We start from the raw sequence: 21,968 nt of genomic DNA on the forward strand, positions 1-21,968 counted from the left end.
TCAGGGCGCTAGGGGGGATCCGGTGCGGCTGTCGCGGACGGTCCGAGGAAGGCAGCGATCGCCGGGCCGAAGTGCGAGTGCGCCACTGCGGGCCGCGGGTTGACGGCGGTGGCTGTCCGCTGCGGCTCCAGCGCGGCGCCGACCGCCAGCTTGGCGGCGTGGATCGCCGCCGGCGGCTGCTCGGCGATGGCAGCGGTGAGCCGGCCGGTGCGGTCGGTGAGTTGCGCCGCGGGCACCTGGTGATCGGCCAGTCCGAGCGCCACCGCCGTGCAGGCGTCGGCCAGCCGGCCGGTGTAGAGCAACTCCCGTGCCACGGACGGTCCGGCAACGGCCACCATGCGGGCGGCGAAGGCAGGGCTGGCGAGGATGCCGAGCCGGGCGATCGGCATCCCGATCCGGGCAGAATCCGCCATCAGCCGCAGGTCGCAGGCGAGGGCGAGCTGGCATCCCGCTCCGGCGGCGACCCCGCGGATCTCGGCGATCACCGGGACAGGACAGTCCTCGATCGCGGAGAACGCCTCTTCCATGCGCGCGAAGGACTCCTCGACGTATCCGGGCTCCGCATCCACCCAGTCGGTCATGTCGGAGCCGGCGCAGAACGTGTCACCGTGCCCCCGGATCACCAGCACCCGCAGCGACCGGCAGGCCCCGAGTTCCCTGACCTGGCGGGCCAGCCGCGCCCAGGCCTCGCCGGGGAGGGCGTTGCGCCGGCTGCCGTCACCGATCCGGATCTCGGCGACCGCCCCGGACCGGACCATCGCGATGCTGACGTCGGGCGCGGGTACGGCGGTCACTTCGCGGCCTTTCGCGCGCACAGGTCGGACCACTGCCGCGGGCCGACCCCCATGTCGGTCAGCACCTGTGCGGTGTGCTCCCCGTGGCGGGGCGGCGGTGTGCGCACGGTCGCCGGATGGTCGGAGAGCTTGATGGGCGAGGTGAGGGTGCGCAGGGTGCCGGCGTCGGGGTGGTCGAGTTCGGTGACCATGCCGCGCGCGACGACCTGGGGGTGCCGCAGGGCCTCGTCGACGGTGTTGATCGGCCCGACCGGTATCTCCGCCTCGGTCAGGAGCACGGCCCATTCCTTGGCCCCACGGGCACCCAGCGCGCGCTCGATGAGTGGGAGCAGCTCCGCACGATGGCGGACCCGGTCCGAGTTGGTCGCGAAGCGTGGGTCGCCGACGAGCGCGGCGAGCCCGATCGCGGTGGCGAAGCGGCGCCACTGCCCGTCGTTTCCGACGGCGACCATCAGGTGGCCGTCGGCGGTGGGAAATGCCTGGTAGGGCACGATCGTGGGATGGGCCGAACCGTAGCGCTGCGGAACGTTGCCGGAGGAGAAGTACCCACTGGCGACGTAGCTCAGCCAGGCCACCTGGCCGTCCAGCAGCGACACATCGACCCAGTCGCCGGTGCCGGTGTGCTCGCGGTTGCGGAGGGCGGCGAGGACGCCGATGGCGGCCCACATCCCGGCCGCCAGATCGGCCGGCGACACCCCGAAGCGCACGGGCGGCCCGGTGGGTTCGCCGGTCACGCTCATGACGCCGCTGACCGCCTGCGCGATCGCGTCGTAGCCCGGCTCGCTCCGGTACGGTCCGGTCTGCCCGTAGCCGCTGATCGAGGCGTACACCACGGCGGGGTTGCGGTCGCGGACGTCCTGGTAGCCCAGCCCGAGACGGGCCGCCGTACCGGGCCGGAAGTTCTCCACGATCACATCGGCGGTGGTGGCCAACTCCTGTACCAGGCGCAGGCAGTCGGGGTCCTTGAGGTCGACGGCGATACCGCGCTTGTTGCGGTTGACGCTGTGGAAGTACGCCGCGTCCTCGCCCTGGAAGGGCGGCCCCCAGACGCGGGTGTCATCGCCGGAGACGGGGTCCTCGACCTTGATCACATCAGCGCCCAGGTCGGCCAGCACCATGGTGCAGAACGGCCCGGACAGGATGCGGGACAGATCGAGAACCTTCAGTCCGGTGAGGGTTCCGTCGTGGACGAGCCAGGGCTTGGGCTGTGATGTGGTGCGCATGTGCGGTGTCACGCCTCTGTTCCAGTGGGTTTCGCCGGGCGGCCGGGTATTCAGGAACCCAGTTCGAGCAGGAGCTCCATGCAGATCGCGGTGGCGTCGAGGAAGTAGTCGACGCGGAGGTTCTCGTTGGGCGCGTGGTTGGCCTGGTCGGCGTTGGCCAGCGGCAGGCCGATGCTGGGCACACCGAGGATCCCGGTGAAGATCCAGTCGGGCAGCGTGCCGCCATAGGCAGGGATCAGCAGCGGATCACGCCCGGTCACCCGGGAGATGGCCCGCGCCACCCTGGGCGTATGGGGGTTGTCGATCGAGGTCCGGGACGCCGGTACGCCACAGACCATGGTGACCGTCACCTCGGGGGCATGGACCCGCAGATGGGCGGCCACCCGCTCGAAGACCGCCTGCGGGTCCTGACCCGGCGTCAGCCGGATATCGACGCCCGCCTCCGCGGTGTCGGGGATGATGGTCCGGTCCACATCCCCCGCGGTGAGCCCGTTGATCGTGAGCGTGGGGCGGTCGGCCAGCCGCTCATAGAAGGACAGCCCGTTGAACGCGGGGTCCATCTCGGCGAGTCCGATGCCCCCGAGGACTTCCTGAAGGTCGAGCGGGAGGGCGGCGAACGCGGCGCGATCGGCGTCGGACAGCGGTTCCCGGCCGTCGTCGAAGCCCTCGACGAGGACCCGGCCGCTGGGGTCCTTGAGACTCGCCAGCGCCTGGACCAGTCGCCATGCCGGGTTGGGCGCGACATTGCCGAAATTCCCGGAATGCAGCGGGTGGCTCGGGCCGGTGGCGGTGATCCGGAGACGGATCATGCCGCGGACCCCGTGCGAGACACACCATTCACCGGACTCATGCACCGAACGGTCGCTCCAGACCACGAGATCGCAGTCGAACAGCTCCTGGTGCGCGCGCAGGGTGTCCGCCAGTGTGGGGCTGCCGATCTCCTCCTCGCCATCGAGGAGCACGGTGACCGTGCAGGGGAGCGCACCTATGTGCTCCTCGAAGAGACGCAGCGCCTGTAGGTGCGCGTAGTGCTGCCCCTTGTTGTCACCGGTGCCGCGGCCCCAGATCCGCCCGTCCCGCAGGACGGGGGTGAAGGGATCGGAGTCCCACCTCTCGCGTGGCCCGGCCGGCTGGACGTCGTAGTGGCCGTAGAGCAGGACGTGCGGCGCTCCCGTCGGCCCCGCGCGGTGGCCGACCACCGCCGGCCGGCCCTTGCCGGCGAGCACCGACGGAGTCAGACCGGCCCGCTTGACCTCTTCGACGGCGACATCGGTCGCGGCGGGAAAGCCCTCGCCGGTCGCGCTCACACTGGGGTGGCTGACGTACTCCATCAGTCCGGCGATGAGTTCGTCCTGGCATCCCTGCACGAGCTCGCGCGGCGTGGCGGGGAGTTGGGCGCGGATCGGGCAAGCGTCTGTCATCGTTGACCTCTTTCTTTCTTGGGCACTGCCGGGCGTGGTGCCCGTCAGGTGGGGGATCGTCGGGCGGTGCGGAGCGCGACCCGGGCGTCAGCGCAGGGCGAGGAAACGGCGGGCGGCCACCAGAGAGGCGAGGCTCAGGACGCCGGCGACCATGATGTAGAAGCTGGGCGAGAGGTGGCTGCCGGTGGCGGCGATCATCCAGGTGATGACCACGGGCGCGAAGCCGCCGAAGGACATCACGCCGATGTTGTAGCTGAGGGACAGGCCGGTGCCGCGGGTCGCGATCGGGAATGCCTCGGACATCAGGGCGGGCAGCGCACCGAAGTAGCAGGCTTTCAGGAAGCCGAGCAGGAACATCACCACGCCCATGACCAGCAGTGACGGTCTGCCCGACAGCAGCAGGAACAGCGGGTAGATGCTGAGGATCATGGCGGTCCCGGCAATGAGCATGATCTTGATGCGGCCGATCCGGTCCGAGAGATGACCGATCAGGGGCGTGATGGTCGTCAGTGCCACGCCGGACACCGCCGCCCCGATGAAGCCGGCGGAGGACGGCAGACCGAGGACCTCGTGTGCGTAGGTCGGCATATAGACGATCACGTAGGTCACCGCGGTGGACATCACCAGTGCGCCGATCATGAGGAGCACCGGCAGCTTCTGGCTCCGCAGTACTTGCCGGACGGGGGTCGTGACCACGTCTCCCGCTTCGGCGGTTTCGACGAATTCGCTGCTCTCCGGGACATGCCGGCGGATCAGGTACCCCACCGGGCCGATCAGCAGGCCGACGAAGAACGGGATGCGCCAGCCCCAGGAGTCCAGCTGCGCTCCGGAGAGGCTCAGACTCAGTACGGTGCCGAATGTTGCGGCCAGCAGTGTCGCCAGGCCCTGCGAGGCGAACTGCCAGCTCGCCATGAACCCCCGCCGGTCGGCGGAGTGTTCGGCCAGAAATGCCGTCGCGCTGCCGAACTCGCCACCTGCCGAGAACCCTTGCAGCAGACGGGCCACCAGAATCAGTACCGGTGCGGCAAAGCCGATGGATTCATAGGTGGGCATCACGGCGATCAGCAATGTGCCGATCATCATGAGTCGAATGGTGAGCAGCAGCGCGGATTTCCGTCCGCTGCGGTCCGCGTACGTTCCCAGGACCAGCGCACCCAATGGCCGGACCAGATACGAGACGCCGAACGTGCCGAAGGCGAGCATCAGGGAAACCGTCGGGTTGCCGGCAGGGAAGAAGGCTTTGGAGATCGAGACCGCGAAGAATCCGTACGAAGTCAGGTCGTACCACTCAAGTGTGTTCCCAGCCGTTGCCGCGAGCACGGCATGTCGTGCTCGTTTCTTACTGACAGGCTTCTCGGTATTCATCTGACCTGTTTCTCCAGCGGTCGTCATGAGTGTTACTCCCTCGGATCGATCAGGCGAACTGTCGCGCAGGGTGGTACCGCCGATGGGCGAGTCCGAAGCGGAAGAGACGGAATCCGTGAACTCGTTGAGCGATGACGCTAGAGGCACCCAGTCGTTCACACAATCGCAATTTCTAGAACACCTGATTACCCAAAAGGCAACGATCGTGGAAACGCCCTCACAGGGCGGGAAGGTCCGCCCACCGCGTGATCCCGCAGGCGTCGACACGGGTACCGTGCCGGGCAGCCAGGGCGGTGACGATGACGCTGCCACGACCGTGTTCCGCCGCGTGCCGGCCGTCCGCCGGCCGCGGGACGGACACGGCGGGACCCGCATCGGTGACCTCGATACGCAGCGCACGAGGCCCCTCGGCCACCGTCCGCGACAGCTGGAGCACAGCCGGCGGGAGGGCATGGGTGATCGCGTTGGTGACCAGTTCCGAAATCACCAGGACCGCGTCGTCAATGGTGGTGGCAGGCAGATTCCAGCCGGTCAGCACGGTGTGTGCGCGTCGGCGCACCATGCCTACGGCCTCCGGGATGTGCGGCAGCGGAAAGAGGAATTCTGCGTCCCGCCGCGGCGTCGCATGCGAGCCGGAGTACTCACTACTGGGGACTGTCGCATTCATCGTTTTCCCCTGCCTCGGCTGCCTGCGGGGAGGATGCACACCTGAGCGGCTAAAGGGGCCCTGAACCGACCGCTGCTCGACGAGTCCGCCTTATGAGGGGCACTCTTTCGCCTTCCGGTCCGCCCGGACGGGTGAGCCCGCAGGGCATATGACGAAGGTAGGCACGGCCCGACCATTCACGCAATCGCAATTTATAGAACAAGTCGTTGCCCAAAGGACAATGGCGGCATACGCTGAGGGGCATGCTGAACAGTCCGGCTCTTGAGTATTTCCTCGAAGTGGTCCGCACCGGCTCGGTCAACGAGGCGTCCAGGCGACTGCTGGTCGCCGGCTCGGCCATCAGCCGGCAGATCGGCAAACTGGAGCAGGAAATCGGGGTACCGCTCTTCGAGCGCCGCCCGCGCGGAATGGTGCCGAGTGAGGCCGGCACCCTATTGGCCGCTTATGCGCGCCGCGCCGCACTGGAAACCGATCAGGTACTTACGGACATCCGCGGCCGCGGCCGGCTGGGCACCCTTGTCCGGGTGGCCAGTTCACAGGGCGCCGCACAGGAATTCCTGCCGGCCGCCATGGCCTCCTTCCGCAGGGACCATCCGGGAACCACCTTCCGGCTTCCCGTGGTGACGCCCTCGCAGGCCACCCACATGGTCCAGGACGGCACGGTCGATCTCGCCATGACATTCAGCCTCGCGCCCACTCCCGACGTCCGTGTGATACACGCCCAGCGCGCCCCGATCCAGGCCCTGGTCCGCTCCGACCACCCCCTCGCCGAGCGCAGCGACATCTCTCTGCATGACCTCCTCCCCTATCCGGTCGCACTCAACGAAGAAGGCACGACGAACCGGCGCCTCTTCGACCTCTGCTGCTCGATCGAGGGCATCGCCTTCGAACCCCTGCTGGTCACCTCCGGCTCCAGCACCCTGTCGGCCTTCGTCAAAGAGGCCAACGCCGTCTCGCTGATCGGCCACATCAGCGTCCATGAGCACCTGCGCATCGAAGGCCTGAAAGTTGTCGCCATCCGGAACCCGGAAATGCACCTCCGCACCCTCCAGATCCAGGCCATGGTCGGCCGTCAACTCCCCACGGTGGTTCAGGAATTCGCCGACCACCTCATCCGCCGGCTCGGAGAAACGGAGGTATAGCGCCGACGGCCGGGAGGCTCATTCCTCAGATGGCGTGCGCCGGTCCGGCACCGGCTGGAGCGCCCCGCCCGCCAGACCGTTCCACAGGAGAAGACGTTGCCGCCGCCCTGGCCGGTCAGCTCGGCAGGCGCTCTGCTCTTGCTCGTCAGCGCTCAATCTCCGGACGGAATGTGCCAGAGGGGAGCCTGATACCGCTCCGGGCGGCTGCCCAGCAGAAGGGCTCTCAGCTCCAGGCGTTGGGTACCACTGAGCCCAAGGGCTTCGGTGAGCCGGCGAAAGGTCGTATGCGTGATGCCGCGCCCCCGCGCATCGGCCTCGAAGTCGTCGAGCTGCCGGAGTACCACTTCCGGATCGATCGCCGGCGGCGCCTGCCCGCCGAGCCGCCCGGCCTGGTGCCGTTCGTCATCGATTTCGGAGAAGCCGCAGATCTCCCGGCTGTACTGCTCGACCTGGTGCAGATTCTCCGTGGCGAGGATGGCCCCGGCGAGCTGATTCCGCTGAAGCGCTTCATCGAGGTCGGCCTCGTACACGACGGGCCCCTCGTCCGTCAGCGGCACCGGCGCACCGGCGCCGCTCACCTCACACCGGCCGCGTGCGCCCCGCGCGGCGGCGGCCAGCATGGCCGTGGCCTCAGAAGGATGCCACTCCAGGACCGGGCTGACGGGCGCAACGTGCTCCGCGCCGAGCGTCAGGGCAACGGGCCCCAGACGGTCGCGCAGCACCTCGGCGGGAAGCTCGCCATCGAGGCCGGGACCGGCGACCAGAAGCCGTACGGGGAAGTTGAGTTCACAGCACGCCGCGAGGGTGAGGGCATCGGCGATCGGACTGCGGAGGGTGGGCTCATCGCCCCGGGCGAGGATGTCACCGCCCACATCCAGGAGGTCAACGGAGTCCGGCTCCAAATACTGCACGAGCTCTTCGAGTTGGCGCACGATGCCCTCGGCGCCATGGTGCGGATCGATCAGCGCGAAGGTCTGCGGGAGCTCAGCGGCCAGCCGGGGAAGCGTCGACCCCGCAGGAGCAATCGCCGCGGCATCGGCAGGGACGGTCCGAACGCTTCGGGTGAGCGGACGAAGCCCCCTGAAGTTGGCCGGCCCTCTCGGCCCCGGCACCGGGTCGACCAAGAGCCGGTCCCACGCGTAGGAGAGAACCACCGCCGGGGTCTCGCCCCCGTAGAGAGACGCATCCAGCATCGCGGCGGCGACCGCATCGCCGCCTCCTCCTGCCGCCACGATCACACGCGTCACATTCGCCAGCGTACGGGCTTCGGCACGGGCGGGCGGGGCGGCGACGTGACGGCCGGCCGAGCTGGTGTTGCGCTCAGGCAAGGGCCCTAGGGGGCCGCGCCAAGAAAATGATCAAGGCCCAGGAATCCGAATTCATCTCGGATGACCTGGGCCTTTATGGTTTCACACAAGGAGTGGGCACAACAGGATTCGAACCTGTGACATCTGCTTTGTAAGAGCAGCGCTCTACCGCTGAGCTATGCGCCCTGGCCGAGCCGACAGACTACCTTGCCTCCGGGGCTGAACTGCAAACCAGTGCTCGAAGGGCGAACTTACCGGCCGGCGTGTTCGTTTCCGGTGAGTGGGAGAATGACATTCGGTCCTGGGGCGATCCGATCGGGAGAGGGAAGTGACGGCGACAGACACTCAGCCGCATGAGCAGCGAGAACGCCGTCGCGCCCGTGGAGGCCCGGTCCGGGATGTGGTGGCGCTCATGTTGCTGCCGTTGCCGCTGGTGGTGGCGATGGCGCCGTGGTCGTTCGCGGGCGGCGGGACCCGTCGCTGGTTCGGGCGGGGGGAAGGCCAGCGGGCCGATGCGCAGGCCGCCAAGGATGCCGCGGCGGCGTCGTTCTACGAGCTGGACACCGCGCACCGGGATCTGCGGATCTCCATAGAGACGATCACCGCCGTCGACACCTCGCCGCCCGCGCGGAAGGCGGCAGAGGAGTACGAGGGCTTCGGCCGGCGGATCGACGAGGTGAGTCAGGGGTACATCACCGCGGTCGACTCCCACGATCTCGACCGGGACGACCTCGACGGCGCCGCGATGGCGCGGGCGCGGGCCGATCTGACCCGTGCCAAGCAGGAGCTGGACCGGGTCAAGGGCGAGCTGGACCGGTTCGCGCAGGGGCTGGGGCCGCTGCTTCAGTCCGCCGAGACGCAGCTGGCGCGGCTGGCCCCGGCCGTGGAGCGGGCGCGGCAGGCATTGCTGGCGGCGAGCAACGCGCTGGACGCGGTCCGTGCGCAGGGTCTGCAGGCCGATGATCTCGCGGCCCGGCTGGCGGCGCTCGGGCCGGAGCTGACCAAGCTCAATCAGGGCGCCGGGCAACATGGCGTACAGGAGACGATCCGGCGCGCCGACGCCGTGCTGCGCCAGGCCGAGGGGGTTCGGACCGAGGCCGAGCGGCTGCCGGGGAAGGCCGCGGAGATCGACAAGCGGCTGGTGTCGCTGCGGACCCGGGCGCAGGCGATCACGACGCGTGCCGGGAAGGTCGACCCGGTCCTCAGCGAGCTGCGGCGGCGGTACAGCGCGGCCTGCTGGCAGGACCTCCAACAGGTACCGGAGCAGGCCGCCCGGTCCGTCCAGCAGGCCGAGGTCAAGCTGCGGGAGGCGCAGCAGGCGCGGGACGAGCAGCGCTGGGCGGACGCCACGAGCCGGCTGGCGACCGTGCGGGCGCTGCTGGACACCACCGACGAGGCAGTCTCGGCGGCCGGTGACCGGCTACAGCGGCTCGATGCGGTCTCGTTCGACCGCCAGAAGGAGGTCGAACGGACCCGCTTCGCCGTACGGGACGCGCAGCGGCTGGCGATGAGCGGGCGCAGCACCCCCGATCCGCGGCATGCCGGCCCCTTGGACGATGCGGTGGCGCGGCTGGACCGTGCGGTCGCGGGCCTGGAGGGGCGCCATCCGGACTGGTGGCACTTTCTGCTGGAGACCGAGGCGGTACGGGAGACGGCGGCCCGGGTGGTGCAGGAGATCCGGGAGGCCAGGGGCGGGGCCGGAAGCGGCGGCTGAGCCCGGGGCGACCTCGGGGTGTGACCTTACCGGGTCCGGTGTACGGGCCGGGGGCAGCCTCGGGGTCTGACTTGCCGGGTCCGGTGTACGGGCCGGTGCCGGGCCGGAAGCCCGGCGGGCCAGGAGGGCGGTTCCGTGCCGCCCCGCCACCGGGCGCGATGGCGTGAACTGCCACCCGGGCGGATCCTGGAGTGGAGTACGGCCCAGTCGGCACCTGCGCGAAGGAGGCCGGACATGGCTACTGGGGCTACTGGCCAGACCCTGCACGGGCCCGTGAACCCGCTGCACCGGGGGAAGCAGCGGCACCACACACGGCTCGACGAGCATCTGCCCGTGGACCACCGGCTCAGCAAGGTCTACCGCATCGGCGCCGGGCTGATGGGCCTGGTACTGATCGCATTCGGCATCCTCGGGCTGACCCACCACATCGGCTACTTCGACACCGGCGGCGACACCGTGGCCGGGCTGAACACCAACGGCACCCTGAGCGTGCTCTCGATCGTCGTCGGCGCCATCCTCGTCATCGGCATGGTGATCGGCGGGAACTTCGCCTCGACCCTCAACATCGTGCTCGGCGGTCTCTTCCTGCTGAGCGGATTCGTGAACCTGGCGCTGCTGGACACCGGCGCGAACTTCCTCGCCTTCCAGATCCAGAACGTCCTGTTCAGCTTCCTGGTCGGGCTGATGCTGCTGGTCTTCGGGATGTACGGACGGGTCAGCGGCGGCCTCCCCCACGACAATCCGTACTGGCGCGCCCGGCACCCGGAGGAGGCGGAGCAGTACGACCGCGGACAGCTGCGTCCCGTCTCCGGTATGACGGCCGCACGGCAGGCGGCACGGATCAAGATGCAGGGCGCCCCGCATGCCGGGCGCGGTTCGTTCGGCGCCGGCACCAGTGGGAGCAGAAGGCACACCACCTCCCTGGATACCGGCGCCCGGTCCGGCGGCGACCGCAAGAAGCCCTGAGCCGGGGCGCGGAGACGTCAGGGCGTACCGAGGTGGGAATGGGGTGCTCGGTACGCCCTGATGGCTGGGGTGGGTGGGGCGAGTGGGCCGAGTGGGATGACTGGGGTGAGGCAGGTACGTGAGGTGAGGTGAGCGGGGTCGGTGGTGTGGGTGTCCGTCATCTCCACCGTGGCCGGCGTGAACCCTGGCCCGCGTGACCGGTGTGGCCAGGGCAGTCGGGGCGGCGGATATGGCTGACGGGGCGGGAGGGGAAGGGGTCGGGGGCAGCGAGCACGGGGAGCAGGGAGCAGCACCATGAGCCGTTCGGGGCACGCCGCCTCCTCAGGACACGGGGCTCACCATGGGGCGGTCGCCACGCTCGCCAAGCGGATCTTCAAGGGCATATACGGGGAGGGCGAGAGCCTCGTGCTGCCGGAGGTGATGGCGGAGCTGGACGTGAGCCAGACCGTGCTGCGTGAGGCGATCAAGGTGCTGACCACCAAGGGGCTGCTCGGCGCCGACAAGGAGCGGGGCACCTATGTCCGCCCCCGGGAGGACTGGAACCTCCTGGACACGGACGTGCTCCGGTGGAAACTGGCGGCCGGCGTCTCGTCCGACTTCTTCGCCGATGTGCTCGAACTGCGTCGCTCCATCGAGCCCGCGGCGGCCGCGCTCGCCGCGGAGCGCCGTACCGATGAGGATCTGGCGGCTCTGGACGCCGCGTTGAGCGCGATGGCGGCGTCCGGCAACGACCCGGTGCTGCTCGTACGGGCCGACGCGTCCTTCCACACGGCGCTGCTGATCGCGTCGAACAACCGCTTCTACGCGCAGATGCACCGGGTGATCGTGCCGGTGCTGGTCCAGCGCGACCGGGCGGTGCTGGACGAGTACGGCGCCTTCGACCAGCCCCATGCGATACATGCCGCGGTGGTCGAGGCCGTACGGAAGCGGGACGTCGACGGGGCCTATATGGCGATGCTCGAACTGCTCGATGTGTCGGCGCGGGAGCATCCGTAGGTGCGGAAGGACCCGTAGGTGCACCCGTACTTGCGGGAGGTCCGTAGGTGCGGCAGCAGCCGTAGTGGGGGGAACGGATGTGGTGGGGCGGAGGGTTGTGTTCCGGGGAGCGGCGTGGGGTTACCGCGGTGACGTGGGTGGGCAGGAAGTCGCGAACAAGGGTCGGCGCATGCGTGGCCGGGGCGAACGGCCGGCGCGGGCCGTCGGTTCCGACTCGTCCGCGCGGGCCGTACGCTCCGGCTCGTCCGTTGCGCGTGCCGTATCGCCGCGCTCGCGAGCCCCGTGCCGCCCACCGCTCGCCGCCTGCCGCCTGCCCCGGCCGCTCGCCACACGTCGAAAGGACGGACCGGTCCATGAAGATCAGCCGTATCGAGACGTTCCTCGCCCCTCCGCGCTGGCTGTTCGTACGGGTGGAGACCGATGAGGGCGTCGTCGGCTGGGGTGAGCCGGTGGTCGAGGGGCGGGCCGAGCCGGTCCGGGCGGCCGTGGAGGTGCTGGCCGAGTACCTCCTGGGGCAGGATCCGGCACGTATCGAGGACCACTGGCAGGTCATGACCAAGGGCGGCTTCTACCGCGGCGGGCCCGTCCTCTCGTCCGCCGTCGCCGGCCTGGACCAGGCACTGTGGGACATCAAAGGGAAGCAGCACGGTCTCCCCGTCCACCAGCTGCTCGGCGGGCCGGTCCGCGAGAAGATCCGCGCCTACGCATGGGTGGGCGGCGATGAGCCGCAGGCCATCCGCGACGCGGTCACCGCGCAGACCGAGGCGGGCTTCACCGCCGTCAAGATGAACGGCTGCGGCAAGATGACGCCGGTGGCGACCCGCGCCGAAGTGCGGGCATGTCTGCTGCGCGCCGAGACCGCGCGTGAGGTCCTCGGCGACGAACGGGACTTCGGCCTCGACTTCCACGGCCGGGTCTCGCCCGCCAACGCCCGCAGGCTCCTCCCCCTGCTGTCCGAATACGCCCCGATGTTCGTCGAGGAGCCCGTCCTCTGCGACTACCTGCATGCCCTCCCTGATCTCGTGAACGCTTCCGCCATCCCCCTCGCACTCGGTGAACGTCTCTTCACCCGGCGAGAGTTCCTGGCTCCGCTGCAAGCCGGTGTGGCGATCCTCCAGCCCGACATCTCGCATGCGGGCGGCATCTCCGAGCTGCGCCGGATCGCCGCGCTCGCGGAGGTCTACGGGGCGCAGCTCGCGCCGCACTGTCCCCTGGGCCCGGTCGCGCTGGCCGCCAGCCTCCAAGTCGCCTTCACCACCCCGAACTTCCTCATCCAGGAACAGTCCATCGGGATCCACTACCACCAGGGCGCCGAGCTGCTGGACTACGTCGCGGATCTGGAGCCGTTCCGTTTTCACGGCGGCTCACTGCTGCGGACCGAGCGTCCCGGCCTCGGCGTGGAGGTGGACGAGGCCGCCGTGCGGGCGGCGGATCGGCGGGGGCACACCTGGCGGAATCCCGTGTGGCGCCATGAGGACGGGGCGTTCGCCGAATGGTGAGCGGCGGGAGCGCGGGGCAGTGATCGCTTTGGCTCGTCCGGGGCTCGATCCCGCCCGCCCGGGCCCGGAATAATCAGAGGTGTCACCCGTGCGCCCGAACGGCCCGGTCGCGCGCAGTACGCACGCGGCGGGGTGCAGGAGAAAGCAGGAACGCCATGGACTTCAGCACAGCGCTCCGGACCGAGCGGCTGATCGCCATCATCCGGGGCAGAGATGCGGAGGCGTCGTTCCGTACGGTCATGGCGCTTGCGGAGGCCGACCTTCCGCTGATCGAGGTCTCGCTCAGCGGACACGACGCCCTCACGGTCATCCAACGGGCGCGCGCCGAGCTCGGCGATGCGGCCTGGCTCGGCGCCGGCACCGTTCTGACCGCCGCTGATGCCCGGCGCGCCGCCGAGGCCGGGGCCAACCTCATCGTCACGCCCGGTCTGGGGGCCGGTCTGGAGGAGTCCGTACGGCAGGGTCTCCCGACGCTCGCCGGGGTGCTGACGCCGTCCGAGGTGATCGCGGCCGATGCTCTGGGCGTCTCGGCCCTGAAGCTGTTCCCGGCGTCGGTCGGCGGGCCCGGGTATCTCCAGACGCTCCGCGTCCCCTTCCCCGAGCTGGCGTTCGTGCCGGTCGGCGGGGTGGACGCGGCCGCTGCGCCGGCGTACTTCGCCGCCGGAGCGGTGGCGGTGGGCGTTGGTTCGCCGCTGGTCGGGGACGCGGCGGACGGCGGCGACCTGGACGGACTGCGCAAGCGGGCGGCGGAGTTCAAGGCGGCGTGCGCAGGATGACGGGACGGCCGGGCGCACCGGGTGACGAGGGCCGGCAGGATGCCCCCGGCCCCGGAGCGGCCACCCGCCGTCCGCTGCTTCCCGGGCAGCCCGGCCGCCCGGACGTCTTCACCTTCGGGGAGACGATGGTCGCCCTACGGGGCAGCGGCCCGCTGAAGCTCGGCGGCACGATGAACGTCTCCATCGCCGGGGCGGAGAGCAATGTCGCGATCGGCCTGGCCCGTCTCGGACACCACGTCCGCTGGGCGGGTGCGGTCGGCGAGGACGAGGCCGGACAGCTGGTGCTGCGTACGCTGCGGGCCGAGGGCGTCGAGATATCCGGCGTCACGACCGACCCCGGCGCCCCGACCGGGCTGCTGCTCTTCGAGCCGCGGCTGCCCGAGGTCACCCGGGTGCACTACTACCGCGCGGGATCGGCCGGCTCCCGGCTCACCGCGGAAGTGATCCAGAGCGCCTTCGCCGCCGCTCCGCCTCGCGTCCTACATCTGACGGGGATCACTCCGTCCCTGAGCCCCACGGCCCGCTCGGCGGCCCGGCGCGCCCTGCAACTGGCCCGGGATCACGGGTCATTGGTCTGTCTCGATGTCAACTTCCGCGCCCGCCTGTGGACCGCCGAAGAGGCGGCCGAGGTCCTCCGCGAATGGCTTCCCGCGGTGGATCTCCTGATCGCCTCCGATGACGAGCTGCCGCTGTGCGAGGTCGTGGCCGACGACGCCGCGGCCACCGTGGCGACGCAGGCCCGGCTCCTCCTGGACCTGGGTGTCGGGGAGATCGTGGTCAAACTCGGCGCCGCGGGTGCGACGGCCTTCACCCACAGCGGCTCCCTGCACCGGCCCGCCAAACCGGTACGCGCGGTGGACGCCGTGGGCGCCGGCGACGCCTTCGTGGCGGGCTATCTGTCGGCCCTGCTGGACGGCGAAGGGCCGGCCGGACGTCTGGAGCGTGCCGTCACCACCGGGGCGTTCGCGGTCGCGTCGCCCGGCGACTGGGAGGGCGCGCCGACCCGCTCGGAGCTGGGCATGCTGGGCGCGCCGCCCGGCACCGTCGTGCGCTGAGCGGCGCCGCGGCTAACCTGTGCCCATGCCTCGTTACGAATACCGGTGCCGCCCCTGTGGCTCCACCTTCGAGCTGAACCGGCCGATGGCCGAGTCCTCCGCCCCGGCCGTCTGCCCCGAGGGCCACGAGGACACGGTGAAGCTCCTCTCCACGGTCGCCGTCGGCGGCTCCGCCTCCGCCCCCTCCCGCGCCCCGAGCGGTGGGGGCGGCGGAGGCGGCGGCTGCTGCGGAGGCGGCTGCTGCGGCTAGGGCCCGCCGCACCGCGTCCTGGCCGCGCTGGGCCGCGCTCATGGTGACGCGGACAAGGGCCGCTATCGCTTGCGCGCCAGCGTCACACCGTCCGCCACGGTGAGGATCACCGCTTCCATACGAGGGTCCGCCAGCACATGATCGTTGAACGCCCTGATCGCCAGGGCGTTCCCGGTGGCCGCCGGGTCGGCGACCTCCCCGTGGTACAGAACGTTGTCCGCGACGATCAGACCTCCCGGCCGCAGCCGGGGCACCAGCTCCTCCCAGTAGGCGATATAGCCGCCCTTGTCCGCGTCGAGATAGACGAGGTCGATATGCGGCTCCTCCGGCATCGCCCGCAGTGTTTCCAGCGCGGGCGCGATCCGCAGATCGATTCGGTCCGCGACCCCGGCCTTCGCCCAGGACTCCCGGCCGTAGGCGGTCCACTCCTCGGAGACATCGCACGCGATCAGCGTGCCGTCCGCGGGCATCGCCTGCGCCATGGACAGCGTCGAGAATCCGGTGAACGTCCCTACCTCGACGACATGCCGGGCCCCGGTCAGCCGCACCAGGAACGCCAGCAGCGGCCCCTGTTCCTCCGCCGACTGCATCCCCGCCGCCTCGGGGAACTGCTGGTGCGTGAGCTCCACGATGTCCCGCTGCGCGGCGTTCAACGGCGGATTGTGGGCGAGGACGTACTCGTACATCTCCGGTGTGATCGGCGTGCTCTTGGACTCCACCATTGGCTCTCCCCTTGATCAAGGATCGCGGTCTCGGCCGGTCACCGGACGGTGCAGCCAACCGCCTCGGCGAGACTAGTCGAGCTGATCGCCGACCGGCCGCAATCCCCGGTCTCATGTCCCCAAGTACCGCAAAATCGCCAGCACCCGGCGCGAGTAACCGGAGGTGCCGGTCAGATCGAGCTTGTCGAAGATCGCGTTGATGTGCTTCTCCACGGCGCTCTGCGAGATGTGCAGCCGGACCGCGATGGCCGCGTTGGTGTGGCCCTGTGCCATCTCCCGGAGCACCTCCTGCTCGCGTGCGGTCAGCGTGCCCAGCGGGTCCGTGCGACGACTGCGCATCAGCAGCTGCCGTACGACTTCGGGGTCGAAGGCGGCCTTTCCGGTACTCACCCGCTCCAGCGCGTCCAGGAACTCGTCGACCTGGACCACCCGGTCCTTGAGCAGATAGCCCACCCCCTCGCTGTCATCGGTCAGCAGCTCTGTCGCATAGCGGCGCTCGACGTACTGCGAGAGCACCAGGACGCCGATATCGGGCCAGCGCTCCCGGATCCGGACGGCGGCACGCAGCCCCTCATCGGTGTGCGTCGGCGGCATCCGGACATCCACCACCACCGCGTCCGGCTTCTCCCCCTCCTTCCCCGCCTGCTCCAGCACGGCGATCAGCTGATCGGCGTCGCCGACCGCGGCTGCCACCTCATGCCCCTCCTCGGCGAGCAGGCGCACCAGGCCCTCACGCAACAGGATCGAATCGTCGGCCAGCACTACGCGCACGGCAACTCCGCGGTGATGGTGGTCGGTCCGCCGGCCGGGCTGTCCACCCGGAACCGGCCGTCGACGGCGGCGACCCGGCGGGCCAGCCCGAACAGACCGCTGCCGGAGGAATCCGCGCCGCCCGGTCCGTCGTCCTCGATGTGCACGAGCACGGCGTCCTCGCCAGAGGCGACGCGGACCGTTATCCGTCCGGCGCCGGAATGCTTGACGGCGTTGGTGACGGCTTCTGAGACCACGAAGTAGGCGACCGTGGCCACGGCGGTGTCGGGTTCGGTGACCAGTGCGTAGTCGAGGCGTACGGGGATGGCCGAGCGTTCGGCGACCGTTTCCAGTGCTGCGCGCAGCCCTGCTTCGTCCAGCACCGTCGGATAGACCCGCCAGGCCACTTCGCGCAGCTCGGTCAGGGCCTGGCCGCTCTCTTCGTGGGCCTGCCGCAGGAGTTGCTCCGCGCGCCGCGCGTCCTGGCTGCGCAGCGCGCGGCCGAGCAGCATCCCCAGGGCGACCAGCCGCTGCTGCACACCGTCGTGCAGATCGCGTTCGATACGCCGGCGCTCGTCGTTGACCGCGAAGATGACACCGGCCCGGGTGGCGGCCAGTTCCTCGATGCGGCGCTCCAGCGTCTCGTGGTGGCTGGGGCCGAGGTAGTACCGCGCGAGCCCGGTCTCCAGCCCGGCGACCCCGAAGGTGCCCTGAAGACTGAGGAAGAGGAGGAAGAGGCCGCCGACGCTGGAGAGCGCGAGGGTGCCGGGGTGGCGGACGTCGGTGAGCAGCAGGATGAAGATCCAGGAGATGCCGTACGCCATTCCGATCAGCGCCGCGCCCAGGACAAGAGCGCCCAGCACGCCCAATCCCCAGCGCAGGGACAGATATTGCAGGGCGCGGTGGTCCGCGTACGCGCCCGAGGTGTCGGCCGCGACGTAGACGCGGAGGCGGCGCCGGTGGGTCTCGGTCAGGGCTCGCGCGACGGCCGCCAGGGGCTTGAGGACCGCACGGCGGCCGCGCGGCCAGGCGAACACGCACAGCAGGGAGAGGCCGGCGAGCACGACGAAGGGGAGCTCGGCCACCGCGAGTACGGCACCGAGCACCAGTCCTGTCGCCAGGCGCAATCCGCGCCGCGCAATTCCCAACATGATCAAAACGCTAGCCGCATCGCGGGTCCGCGCACACTGCGGAAAACCGCAGTCTTTCGTGCGGTGTACCGCAATGTGCCGCGAGACAAGAATTCTTAGCGTTGAAGCATGACCGAAAGCATCGGAAGCACCGCACCCGGCTGGATCCTCGACCTCATGGACACGCTCGGCGCGCCCGGCGCGGGTGTGGCCATCGCCGCCGAGAATCTCTTCCCACCGCTGCCGAGCGAGGTGATCCTGCCGCTGGCGGGCTTCGCGGCCGCCCGCGAGAGCATGCCTTTGTTCTCCGCCCTCGCGTGGACGACCCTCGGCTCGGTGACCGGTGCCCTGGCGCTCTACGGCGTGGGCGCGTTGCTCGGGCGCGAGCGCACGGTCGCGATCGCCTCGAAGCTGCCGCTGGTCAAGGTCTCCGACATCGAGAAGACGGAGCGCTGGTTCCGGCGGCACGGGACGAAGGCGGTGTTCTTCGGCCGGATGATTCCCCTCTTCCGCAGCTTCATCTCGATACCCGCCGGAATCGAGCGCATGCCGATACCGGTCTTTCTCGCCCTGACCACCCTCGGCAGCTTCATCTGGAACACGATCTTCGTCCTCGCCGGCTATCTGCTCGGCGACAACTGGGAAGAGGTGACGGGGTATGTGGACGTCTACTCGAAGGTGGTCCTTGCGGCAACTGCACTGGCGGTGGCGGTCTTTGTCATGGTCCGTGTCAGCCGGCGTGGCTCGGGGGAACGGCGCCGCGGATGAAAGCCCGCACGATTTCCTCGCCCGCGGCGACACCCCGCTCTTCGAGCGCCGTGACATGCGGGGCACTCCAGCCGGAGTCCGCCAGTTCCCCGTGTCCGGGCCGCCATCCGCGGTCGGAGGCCAGCAGCAGATCGGCATCGAGGAGCGAATCGCCGGCCGCGAGGATCTCGGACGCCCCGGTGCGGCGCGCCACCTCCGCCACGGCTGCGCTCTTGGTCAGCGGCTGCGGCACGGCATAGATCTTGCGGCCCTGAAGCGAGACGGTCCAGCCGCGTTCGCCGGCCCAGCCGGCGAGGTCCTTCACCCAGGTGTCCGGCAGCAGCGGCCGCTCCACGACGAGATAGGCGAAGAGGTCCTCCGCGACACGCTCCTTGAGTAGCCAGGCCGGGTCGGCGGTGCGCACGAGATGCGCGCGGACCTCATCGAGCGGCGCGCACTGCGCGGCGAGCCGCTCGGCGACGGTGTGCTGCCAGTCCCGGTCCGACTCGCCCCGTACGAGCAGATGCCCGCCGTTGGCGCAGATGGCGAACTCCGGTGCCGGGCCCGGGAGATGAATGCGGCCGTACTGCTCTCGGGTGCGGGTGGTGGTCGGCACAAAGGTGGTCCTGCCGGCCAGTTCGGCGAGCAGCCCGGCGGCCGTCTCCGTCATATAGGACAGCGGCTTGCGCTCGTATGTCTCCACGCACAGGAGGCGGGGGGCCTCGGCGTCGGGCATGGCGAGGCCCAGCGCGGCGACCGAATAGATCAGGGTGCGGTCGAGGTCGCTGGCGACGATCGCGCTCATGAGGAGGCCACCGCCTTGCCGTCAGCACCCGTGGCCCCGCGAGTGAAGCGGGGGTGGATCAAGCCCACACAGGTATAGGGCAGTTCGTCGACCTCTTCGACGGGCACGCCCCGTTGTTCAGCCAGGAGGCGCACATGATCGAGATCGGTCCCGGCACCCCGCCGGGCCAGGATCTTCCAGGGGACCCTGCGCAGCAGTACGCGGGTGGTCTCCCCGACACCGGGCTTCACGAGGTTCACGTCGTGGATGCCGTATTCCTCACTGATCCGCTCGACGGCCGCCCAGCCCTCCCAGGTGGGGGCCCGGTCGGCGGCGGCCAGTTCCTTCACCTCTTCGGCGACGTCCGGGACCACCTCGTCGAAGCGCGCGCTGACCGCGTCCAGGAAGGTGCGCGACACATCGGTCGGGGCCAGCTCGCGGTAGAACTTCGCGCCGTGGAAGTCATCGGGGCCCACGAGATCGTCGCGCAGGACGGTGCGCGATATGAGGCCGGAGACGGTGGAGTTGAGGCAGGCGGACGGGATGAGGAAGTCATCGCGGGTGCCATAAGTCTCGACGCAGCCGCCGGGGTCGGCGAGCACGGCGATCCGCGGGTCAAAGCCCGGGAAGTCCTCCAGAGCCTGCGCGAGTTCGCGGGTGATGGCGCCCTTGCCGGTCCAGCCGTCCACGAAGACGACATCCGCCGGATCGTGCTGGGCGGCCAGCCACCGGAGCGCGGTGGTGTCGATGCCCCGGCCACGGACGATCGAGACCGCGTAGTGCGGCAGGTCCAGACCGTGCACGTGCTGCGCCCAGCGACGCATCAGCACGCCGACGGGGGTACCCGCCCGTGCCAGCGACACCAGGACGGGACGCGGGCTGCGCTCGGCGAGCACGGTCTCGGTGACCGTCCCGACGGCCCGCGCGATCCGGCTCGCGGAGGTCCGCAGCGCGCTGTGAAAGAGCGCCTGGTAGTCCTCGCTCGGCTGGTATTCGACGGGCAGCGACTCCGCGTAGTGCGCGCCACCGCGCTGAATCGCCTCCTCGCGTTCCTCGGTCGGCGCTTCCAGGGTGACCTCGGAGAGATCCTGAAGCAGCCACCCGACCTCGTCAGCGGTGTAGGAGGAGAAGGCGGGGCCGCGCAGCGGCTCGGGAAGGCGCATAGGTCCGGCCTGTGGTGGCGGGGCGTACGAGGGGATGACGGCGAGCAGCAGTCGGTCGGTGTGCGCGGCGAGCCGGCTCAGCAGACCGTCGGGGGCGTGCAGTTCGGAGAGGTCACCGTGCGAATCCACGACGGCTACGATGGCGTCGAAGCGACGCTCCGGGTCGGTACCGGCCGCCACGTTGTAGGCGTACCGCTCCCCCGGCCCGTCGGCGGGATCGTCGTGCGCGGGGAAGGACAGCCGGGTCCGTATCGCGTAGCCGGGGTCGTCGACGGCGAGCACCGGCGACCGGGTGGTGGTGGAGAAGAAGACACCCGTGCCTGCGGTCGAGGCAGACGGCCGGCCGGCCCCCGGCGCGAGGGCGCCGCCCCCCGCCCCGGTGCCATCACCGGCCGCCGCGTCGGCGCTGTCCCGCGCGACGAGGGAATCCAGAGCCTCGGCTATCCGCAACGGCGCGTACATCAATTCCTCGTTGCCGAGGACGAGAATGCGGCGGGCACCGTCCAGTCGCCGTGCGATACGGGTTGCCATGCCCGGCAGATGGGCCTCCAGTTGTGCCCGGTGCTCCGGTGTGAAGCCGTGCCGACCGCCGTCCGGCAGCCCGGCGGGCCAGCCGAGGTCGACCCGTACGACGTCAGCGTCGCGGCCATCGGATGCCGCCGGAGCACCTGCCGCATTCTGCTCGCCGCCCCTAGGAGCCGACGTGCTCCCCGGGGCAGCCCCCGACTCCTGTGCGGCACCCGCCTCAGGTGCGGCACCGGCTTCGTGTGCCGCGACGAGTTCCTGCCCGCGGGTCAGCACGTCCTCGGGCAGCCGTACGCCGCCCGCGGCCATGGCGATGAGGTCGACGCGGGCGCCCAGTTCCGCCGCGAACTTCTCCAAATGGCTGCGGTCCGCATCGGAGCGCATGTCGACCAGGGCGACGACCACGTACCGCTCGCGCGGGAAGTGCGCATGCAGCGCCTTGATGGTGTTCAGCACGGTGCGGCCGGTGGAGAACTCGTCGTCGACGAGCACCAACGGTCCGTCTCCGGCCAGGAGTGCGCGGTCCTCGGGGAGCAGCAGATGGGAGGTGGCATGGCTGTGCTCCTCCTCGAATCCACCCACCTGCGCGACACCGGCCACCGGGCGACGGGTGGAGTGCAGATACGGCGCGAGGGCCAGGCCGTCGGCGACCGAATGTCCCAGGCCGGTGGCGGTCTCGGCGTAGCCCAGGACGACGGATCGGGCGGCGGCCTCGTCACCCAGCAGCTTGCGCACGCGGCGTCCCAGGCCGATGCCGGCGCCATGGACCACGCCCGGTCGCTGCGGCACATGCTTGCCGAGCACGTTCGACACGAGCAGATGGGCCCGCTTGGGGTTACGCCGCAGCGCGAGCCCGAGCAGTTCCGGCAGCTCGTCCCCGCCGCTCAGCGAGACCCCGAGCCGACCGGCGACCCATTCTCCTGTCCAGACCACGCGTTCCGTCTCCTCCATCGTCATGTTCATCTCGATCAC

At 70.2% G+C, this 21,968-nt stretch carries 20 protein-coding genes and 1 tRNA gene; 9 read left to right on the forward strand and 12 right to left on the reverse strand.

Going from position 1 to position 21,968, the window contains the following annotated elements; all coding sequences use genetic code 11:
* Positions 1 to 8: 8 nt before the first annotated feature.
* The 5 genes from ACZ4XD_RS00780 to ACZ4XD_RS00800 all read right to left on the reverse strand — a co-directional run bounded on the left by ACZ4XD_RS00780 (position 9) and on the right by ACZ4XD_RS00800 (position 5,470).
* Positions 9 to 794, reverse strand: a complete 786-nt coding sequence (locus ACZ4XD_RS00780) for an enoyl-CoA hydratase/isomerase family protein (protein WP_468036838.1) — start codon at positions 792 to 794, stop codon at positions 9 to 11.
* Complete coding sequence (locus ACZ4XD_RS00785) at positions 791 to 2,017, reverse strand: CaiB/BaiF CoA transferase family protein (RefSeq protein WP_468036840.1); 1,227 nt, start codon at positions 2,015 to 2,017, stop codon at positions 791 to 793. The genes ACZ4XD_RS00780 and ACZ4XD_RS00785 overlap by 4 nt, the downstream gene beginning before the upstream one ends.
* 50 nt (positions 2,018 to 2,067) lie before the next feature.
* Positions 2,068 to 3,438: a M20/M25/M40 family metallo-hydrolase gene (locus ACZ4XD_RS00790; RefSeq protein ID WP_468036842.1), complete on the reverse strand. Its 1,371-nt coding sequence runs from the start codon at positions 3,436 to 3,438 to the stop codon at positions 2,068 to 2,070.
* An 87-nt stretch (positions 3,439 to 3,525) separates the two neighbouring features.
* The gene (locus ACZ4XD_RS00795; protein WP_468036844.1) at positions 3,526 to 4,962 is read right to left on the reverse strand and encodes an MFS transporter; all 1,437 of its coding nucleotides are present in this window, start codon (positions 4,960 to 4,962) and stop codon (positions 3,526 to 3,528) included.
* 58 nt (positions 4,963 to 5,020) lie between these two features.
* Positions 5,021 to 5,470, reverse strand: a complete 450-nt coding sequence (locus tag ACZ4XD_RS00800; protein ID WP_468036846.1) for an ATP-binding protein — start codon at positions 5,468 to 5,470, stop codon at positions 5,021 to 5,023.
* Positions 5,471 to 5,712: 242 nt separating this feature from the next.
* Here ACZ4XD_RS00800 and ACZ4XD_RS00805 point away from each other — a divergent pair, with 242 nt between their 5' ends.
* A complete protein-coding gene (locus tag ACZ4XD_RS00805; RefSeq protein ID WP_468036848.1) occupies positions 5,713 to 6,612 on the forward strand; it encodes a LysR family transcriptional regulator in 900 nt (299 codons plus the stop codon).
* Positions 6,613 to 6,764: 152 nt separating this feature from the next.
* On the opposite strand, the gene ACZ4XD_RS00810 is transcribed toward ACZ4XD_RS00805, so the two are convergent.
* Positions 6,765 to 7,805 (reverse strand): DUF1152 domain-containing protein, encoded by a 1,041-nt coding sequence (locus tag ACZ4XD_RS00810; protein ID WP_468037166.1) that lies wholly within the window; start codon positions 7,803 to 7,805, stop codon positions 6,765 to 6,767.
* A gap of 228 nt (positions 7,806 to 8,033) precedes the next feature.
* A tRNA-Val gene (locus tag ACZ4XD_RS00815) sits at positions 8,034 to 8,105 on the reverse strand.
* Positions 8,106 to 8,247: 142 nt separating this feature from the next.
* Between ACZ4XD_RS00815 and ACZ4XD_RS00820 the strand changes: the two genes are divergently transcribed.
* The 7 genes from ACZ4XD_RS00820 to ACZ4XD_RS00850 all read left to right on the forward strand — a co-directional run bounded on the left by ACZ4XD_RS00820 (position 8,248) and on the right by ACZ4XD_RS00850 (position 15,175).
* Positions 8,248 to 9,633, forward strand: a complete 1,386-nt coding sequence (locus tag ACZ4XD_RS00820) for a hypothetical protein (RefSeq protein WP_468036850.1) — start codon at positions 8,248 to 8,250, stop codon at positions 9,631 to 9,633.
* A 234-nt stretch (positions 9,634 to 9,867) separates the two neighbouring features.
* The gene (locus tag ACZ4XD_RS00825) at positions 9,868 to 10,599 is read left to right on the forward strand and encodes a DUF4383 domain-containing protein (protein WP_468036852.1); all 732 of its coding nucleotides are present in this window, start codon (positions 9,868 to 9,870) and stop codon (positions 10,597 to 10,599) included.
* Between the two features lie 294 nt (positions 10,600 to 10,893).
* Complete coding sequence (locus ACZ4XD_RS00830) at positions 10,894 to 11,595, forward strand: FadR/GntR family transcriptional regulator (RefSeq protein WP_468036854.1); 702 nt, start codon at positions 10,894 to 10,896, stop codon at positions 11,593 to 11,595.
* Positions 11,596 to 11,948: 353 nt separating this feature from the next.
* Positions 11,949 to 13,094 carry a galactonate dehydratase gene (dgoD, locus tag ACZ4XD_RS00835; RefSeq protein ID WP_468036856.1) on the forward strand — a complete coding sequence of 382 codons (1,146 nt, stop codon included), beginning with the start codon at positions 11,949 to 11,951 and terminating at the stop codon, positions 13,092 to 13,094.
* A 155-nt stretch (positions 13,095 to 13,249) separates the two neighbouring features.
* On the forward strand, positions 13,250 to 13,870 hold the full coding sequence (locus ACZ4XD_RS00840; RefSeq protein ID WP_468036858.1) for a bifunctional 4-hydroxy-2-oxoglutarate aldolase/2-dehydro-3-deoxy-phosphogluconate aldolase: 621 nt from the start codon (positions 13,250 to 13,252) through the stop codon (positions 13,868 to 13,870).
* Positions 13,867 to 14,925 carry a sugar kinase gene (locus ACZ4XD_RS00845; protein WP_468036860.1) on the forward strand — a complete coding sequence of 353 codons (1,059 nt, stop codon included), beginning with the start codon at positions 13,867 to 13,869 and terminating at the stop codon, positions 14,923 to 14,925. Before ACZ4XD_RS00840 ends, ACZ4XD_RS00845 begins: the two co-directional genes overlap by 4 nt.
* Positions 14,926 to 14,950: 25 nt before the next feature.
* Entirely contained in the window at positions 14,951 to 15,175 is a 225-nt protein-coding gene (locus tag ACZ4XD_RS00850) for an FmdB family zinc ribbon protein (RefSeq protein ID WP_468036862.1), read from the forward strand.
* Between the two features lie 62 nt (positions 15,176 to 15,237).
* Here the strand turns inward: ACZ4XD_RS00850 and ACZ4XD_RS00855 are convergent, their stop codons facing one another.
* From ACZ4XD_RS00855 to ACZ4XD_RS00865, 3 genes are all read right to left on the reverse strand, one after another.
* Positions 15,238 to 15,897, reverse strand: a complete 660-nt coding sequence (locus ACZ4XD_RS00855) for an O-methyltransferase (protein WP_468036864.1) — start codon at positions 15,895 to 15,897, stop codon at positions 15,238 to 15,240.
* Positions 15,898 to 16,008: 111 nt separating this feature from the next.
* The gene (locus ACZ4XD_RS00860) at positions 16,009 to 16,668 is read right to left on the reverse strand and encodes a response regulator transcription factor (protein WP_468036866.1); all 660 of its coding nucleotides are present in this window, start codon (positions 16,666 to 16,668) and stop codon (positions 16,009 to 16,011) included.
* Positions 16,659 to 17,798 (reverse strand): sensor histidine kinase, encoded by a 1,140-nt coding sequence (locus tag ACZ4XD_RS00865; protein ID WP_468036868.1) that lies wholly within the window; start codon positions 17,796 to 17,798, stop codon positions 16,659 to 16,661. The genes ACZ4XD_RS00860 and ACZ4XD_RS00865 overlap by 10 nt, the downstream gene beginning before the upstream one ends.
* Before the next feature lie 108 nt (positions 17,799 to 17,906).
* On the opposite strand from ACZ4XD_RS00865, the gene ACZ4XD_RS00870 reads away from it, so the two are divergent.
* On the forward strand, positions 17,907 to 18,545 hold the full coding sequence (locus ACZ4XD_RS00870) for a DedA family protein (RefSeq protein WP_468036870.1): 639 nt from the start codon (positions 17,907 to 17,909) through the stop codon (positions 18,543 to 18,545).
* On the opposite strand, the gene ACZ4XD_RS00875 is transcribed toward ACZ4XD_RS00870, so the two are convergent.
* Together ACZ4XD_RS00875 and ACZ4XD_RS00880 are read right to left on the reverse strand one after the other, a co-directional pair.
* On the reverse strand, positions 18,508 to 19,329 hold the full coding sequence (locus ACZ4XD_RS00875; protein ID WP_468036872.1) for an HAD family hydrolase: 822 nt from the start codon (positions 19,327 to 19,329) through the stop codon (positions 18,508 to 18,510). The two genes, ACZ4XD_RS00870 and ACZ4XD_RS00875, sit on opposite strands and share 38 nt — an antisense overlap.
* Positions 19,326 to 21,959, reverse strand: a complete 2,634-nt coding sequence (locus ACZ4XD_RS00880) for a phosphoribosyltransferase (protein ID WP_468036874.1) — start codon at positions 21,957 to 21,959, stop codon at positions 19,326 to 19,328. Before ACZ4XD_RS00880 ends, ACZ4XD_RS00875 begins: the two co-directional genes overlap by 4 nt.
* Positions 21,960 to 21,968: the final 9 nt, after the last annotated feature.

The organism is Streptomyces sp. NPDC029466, assembly GCF_055574515.1.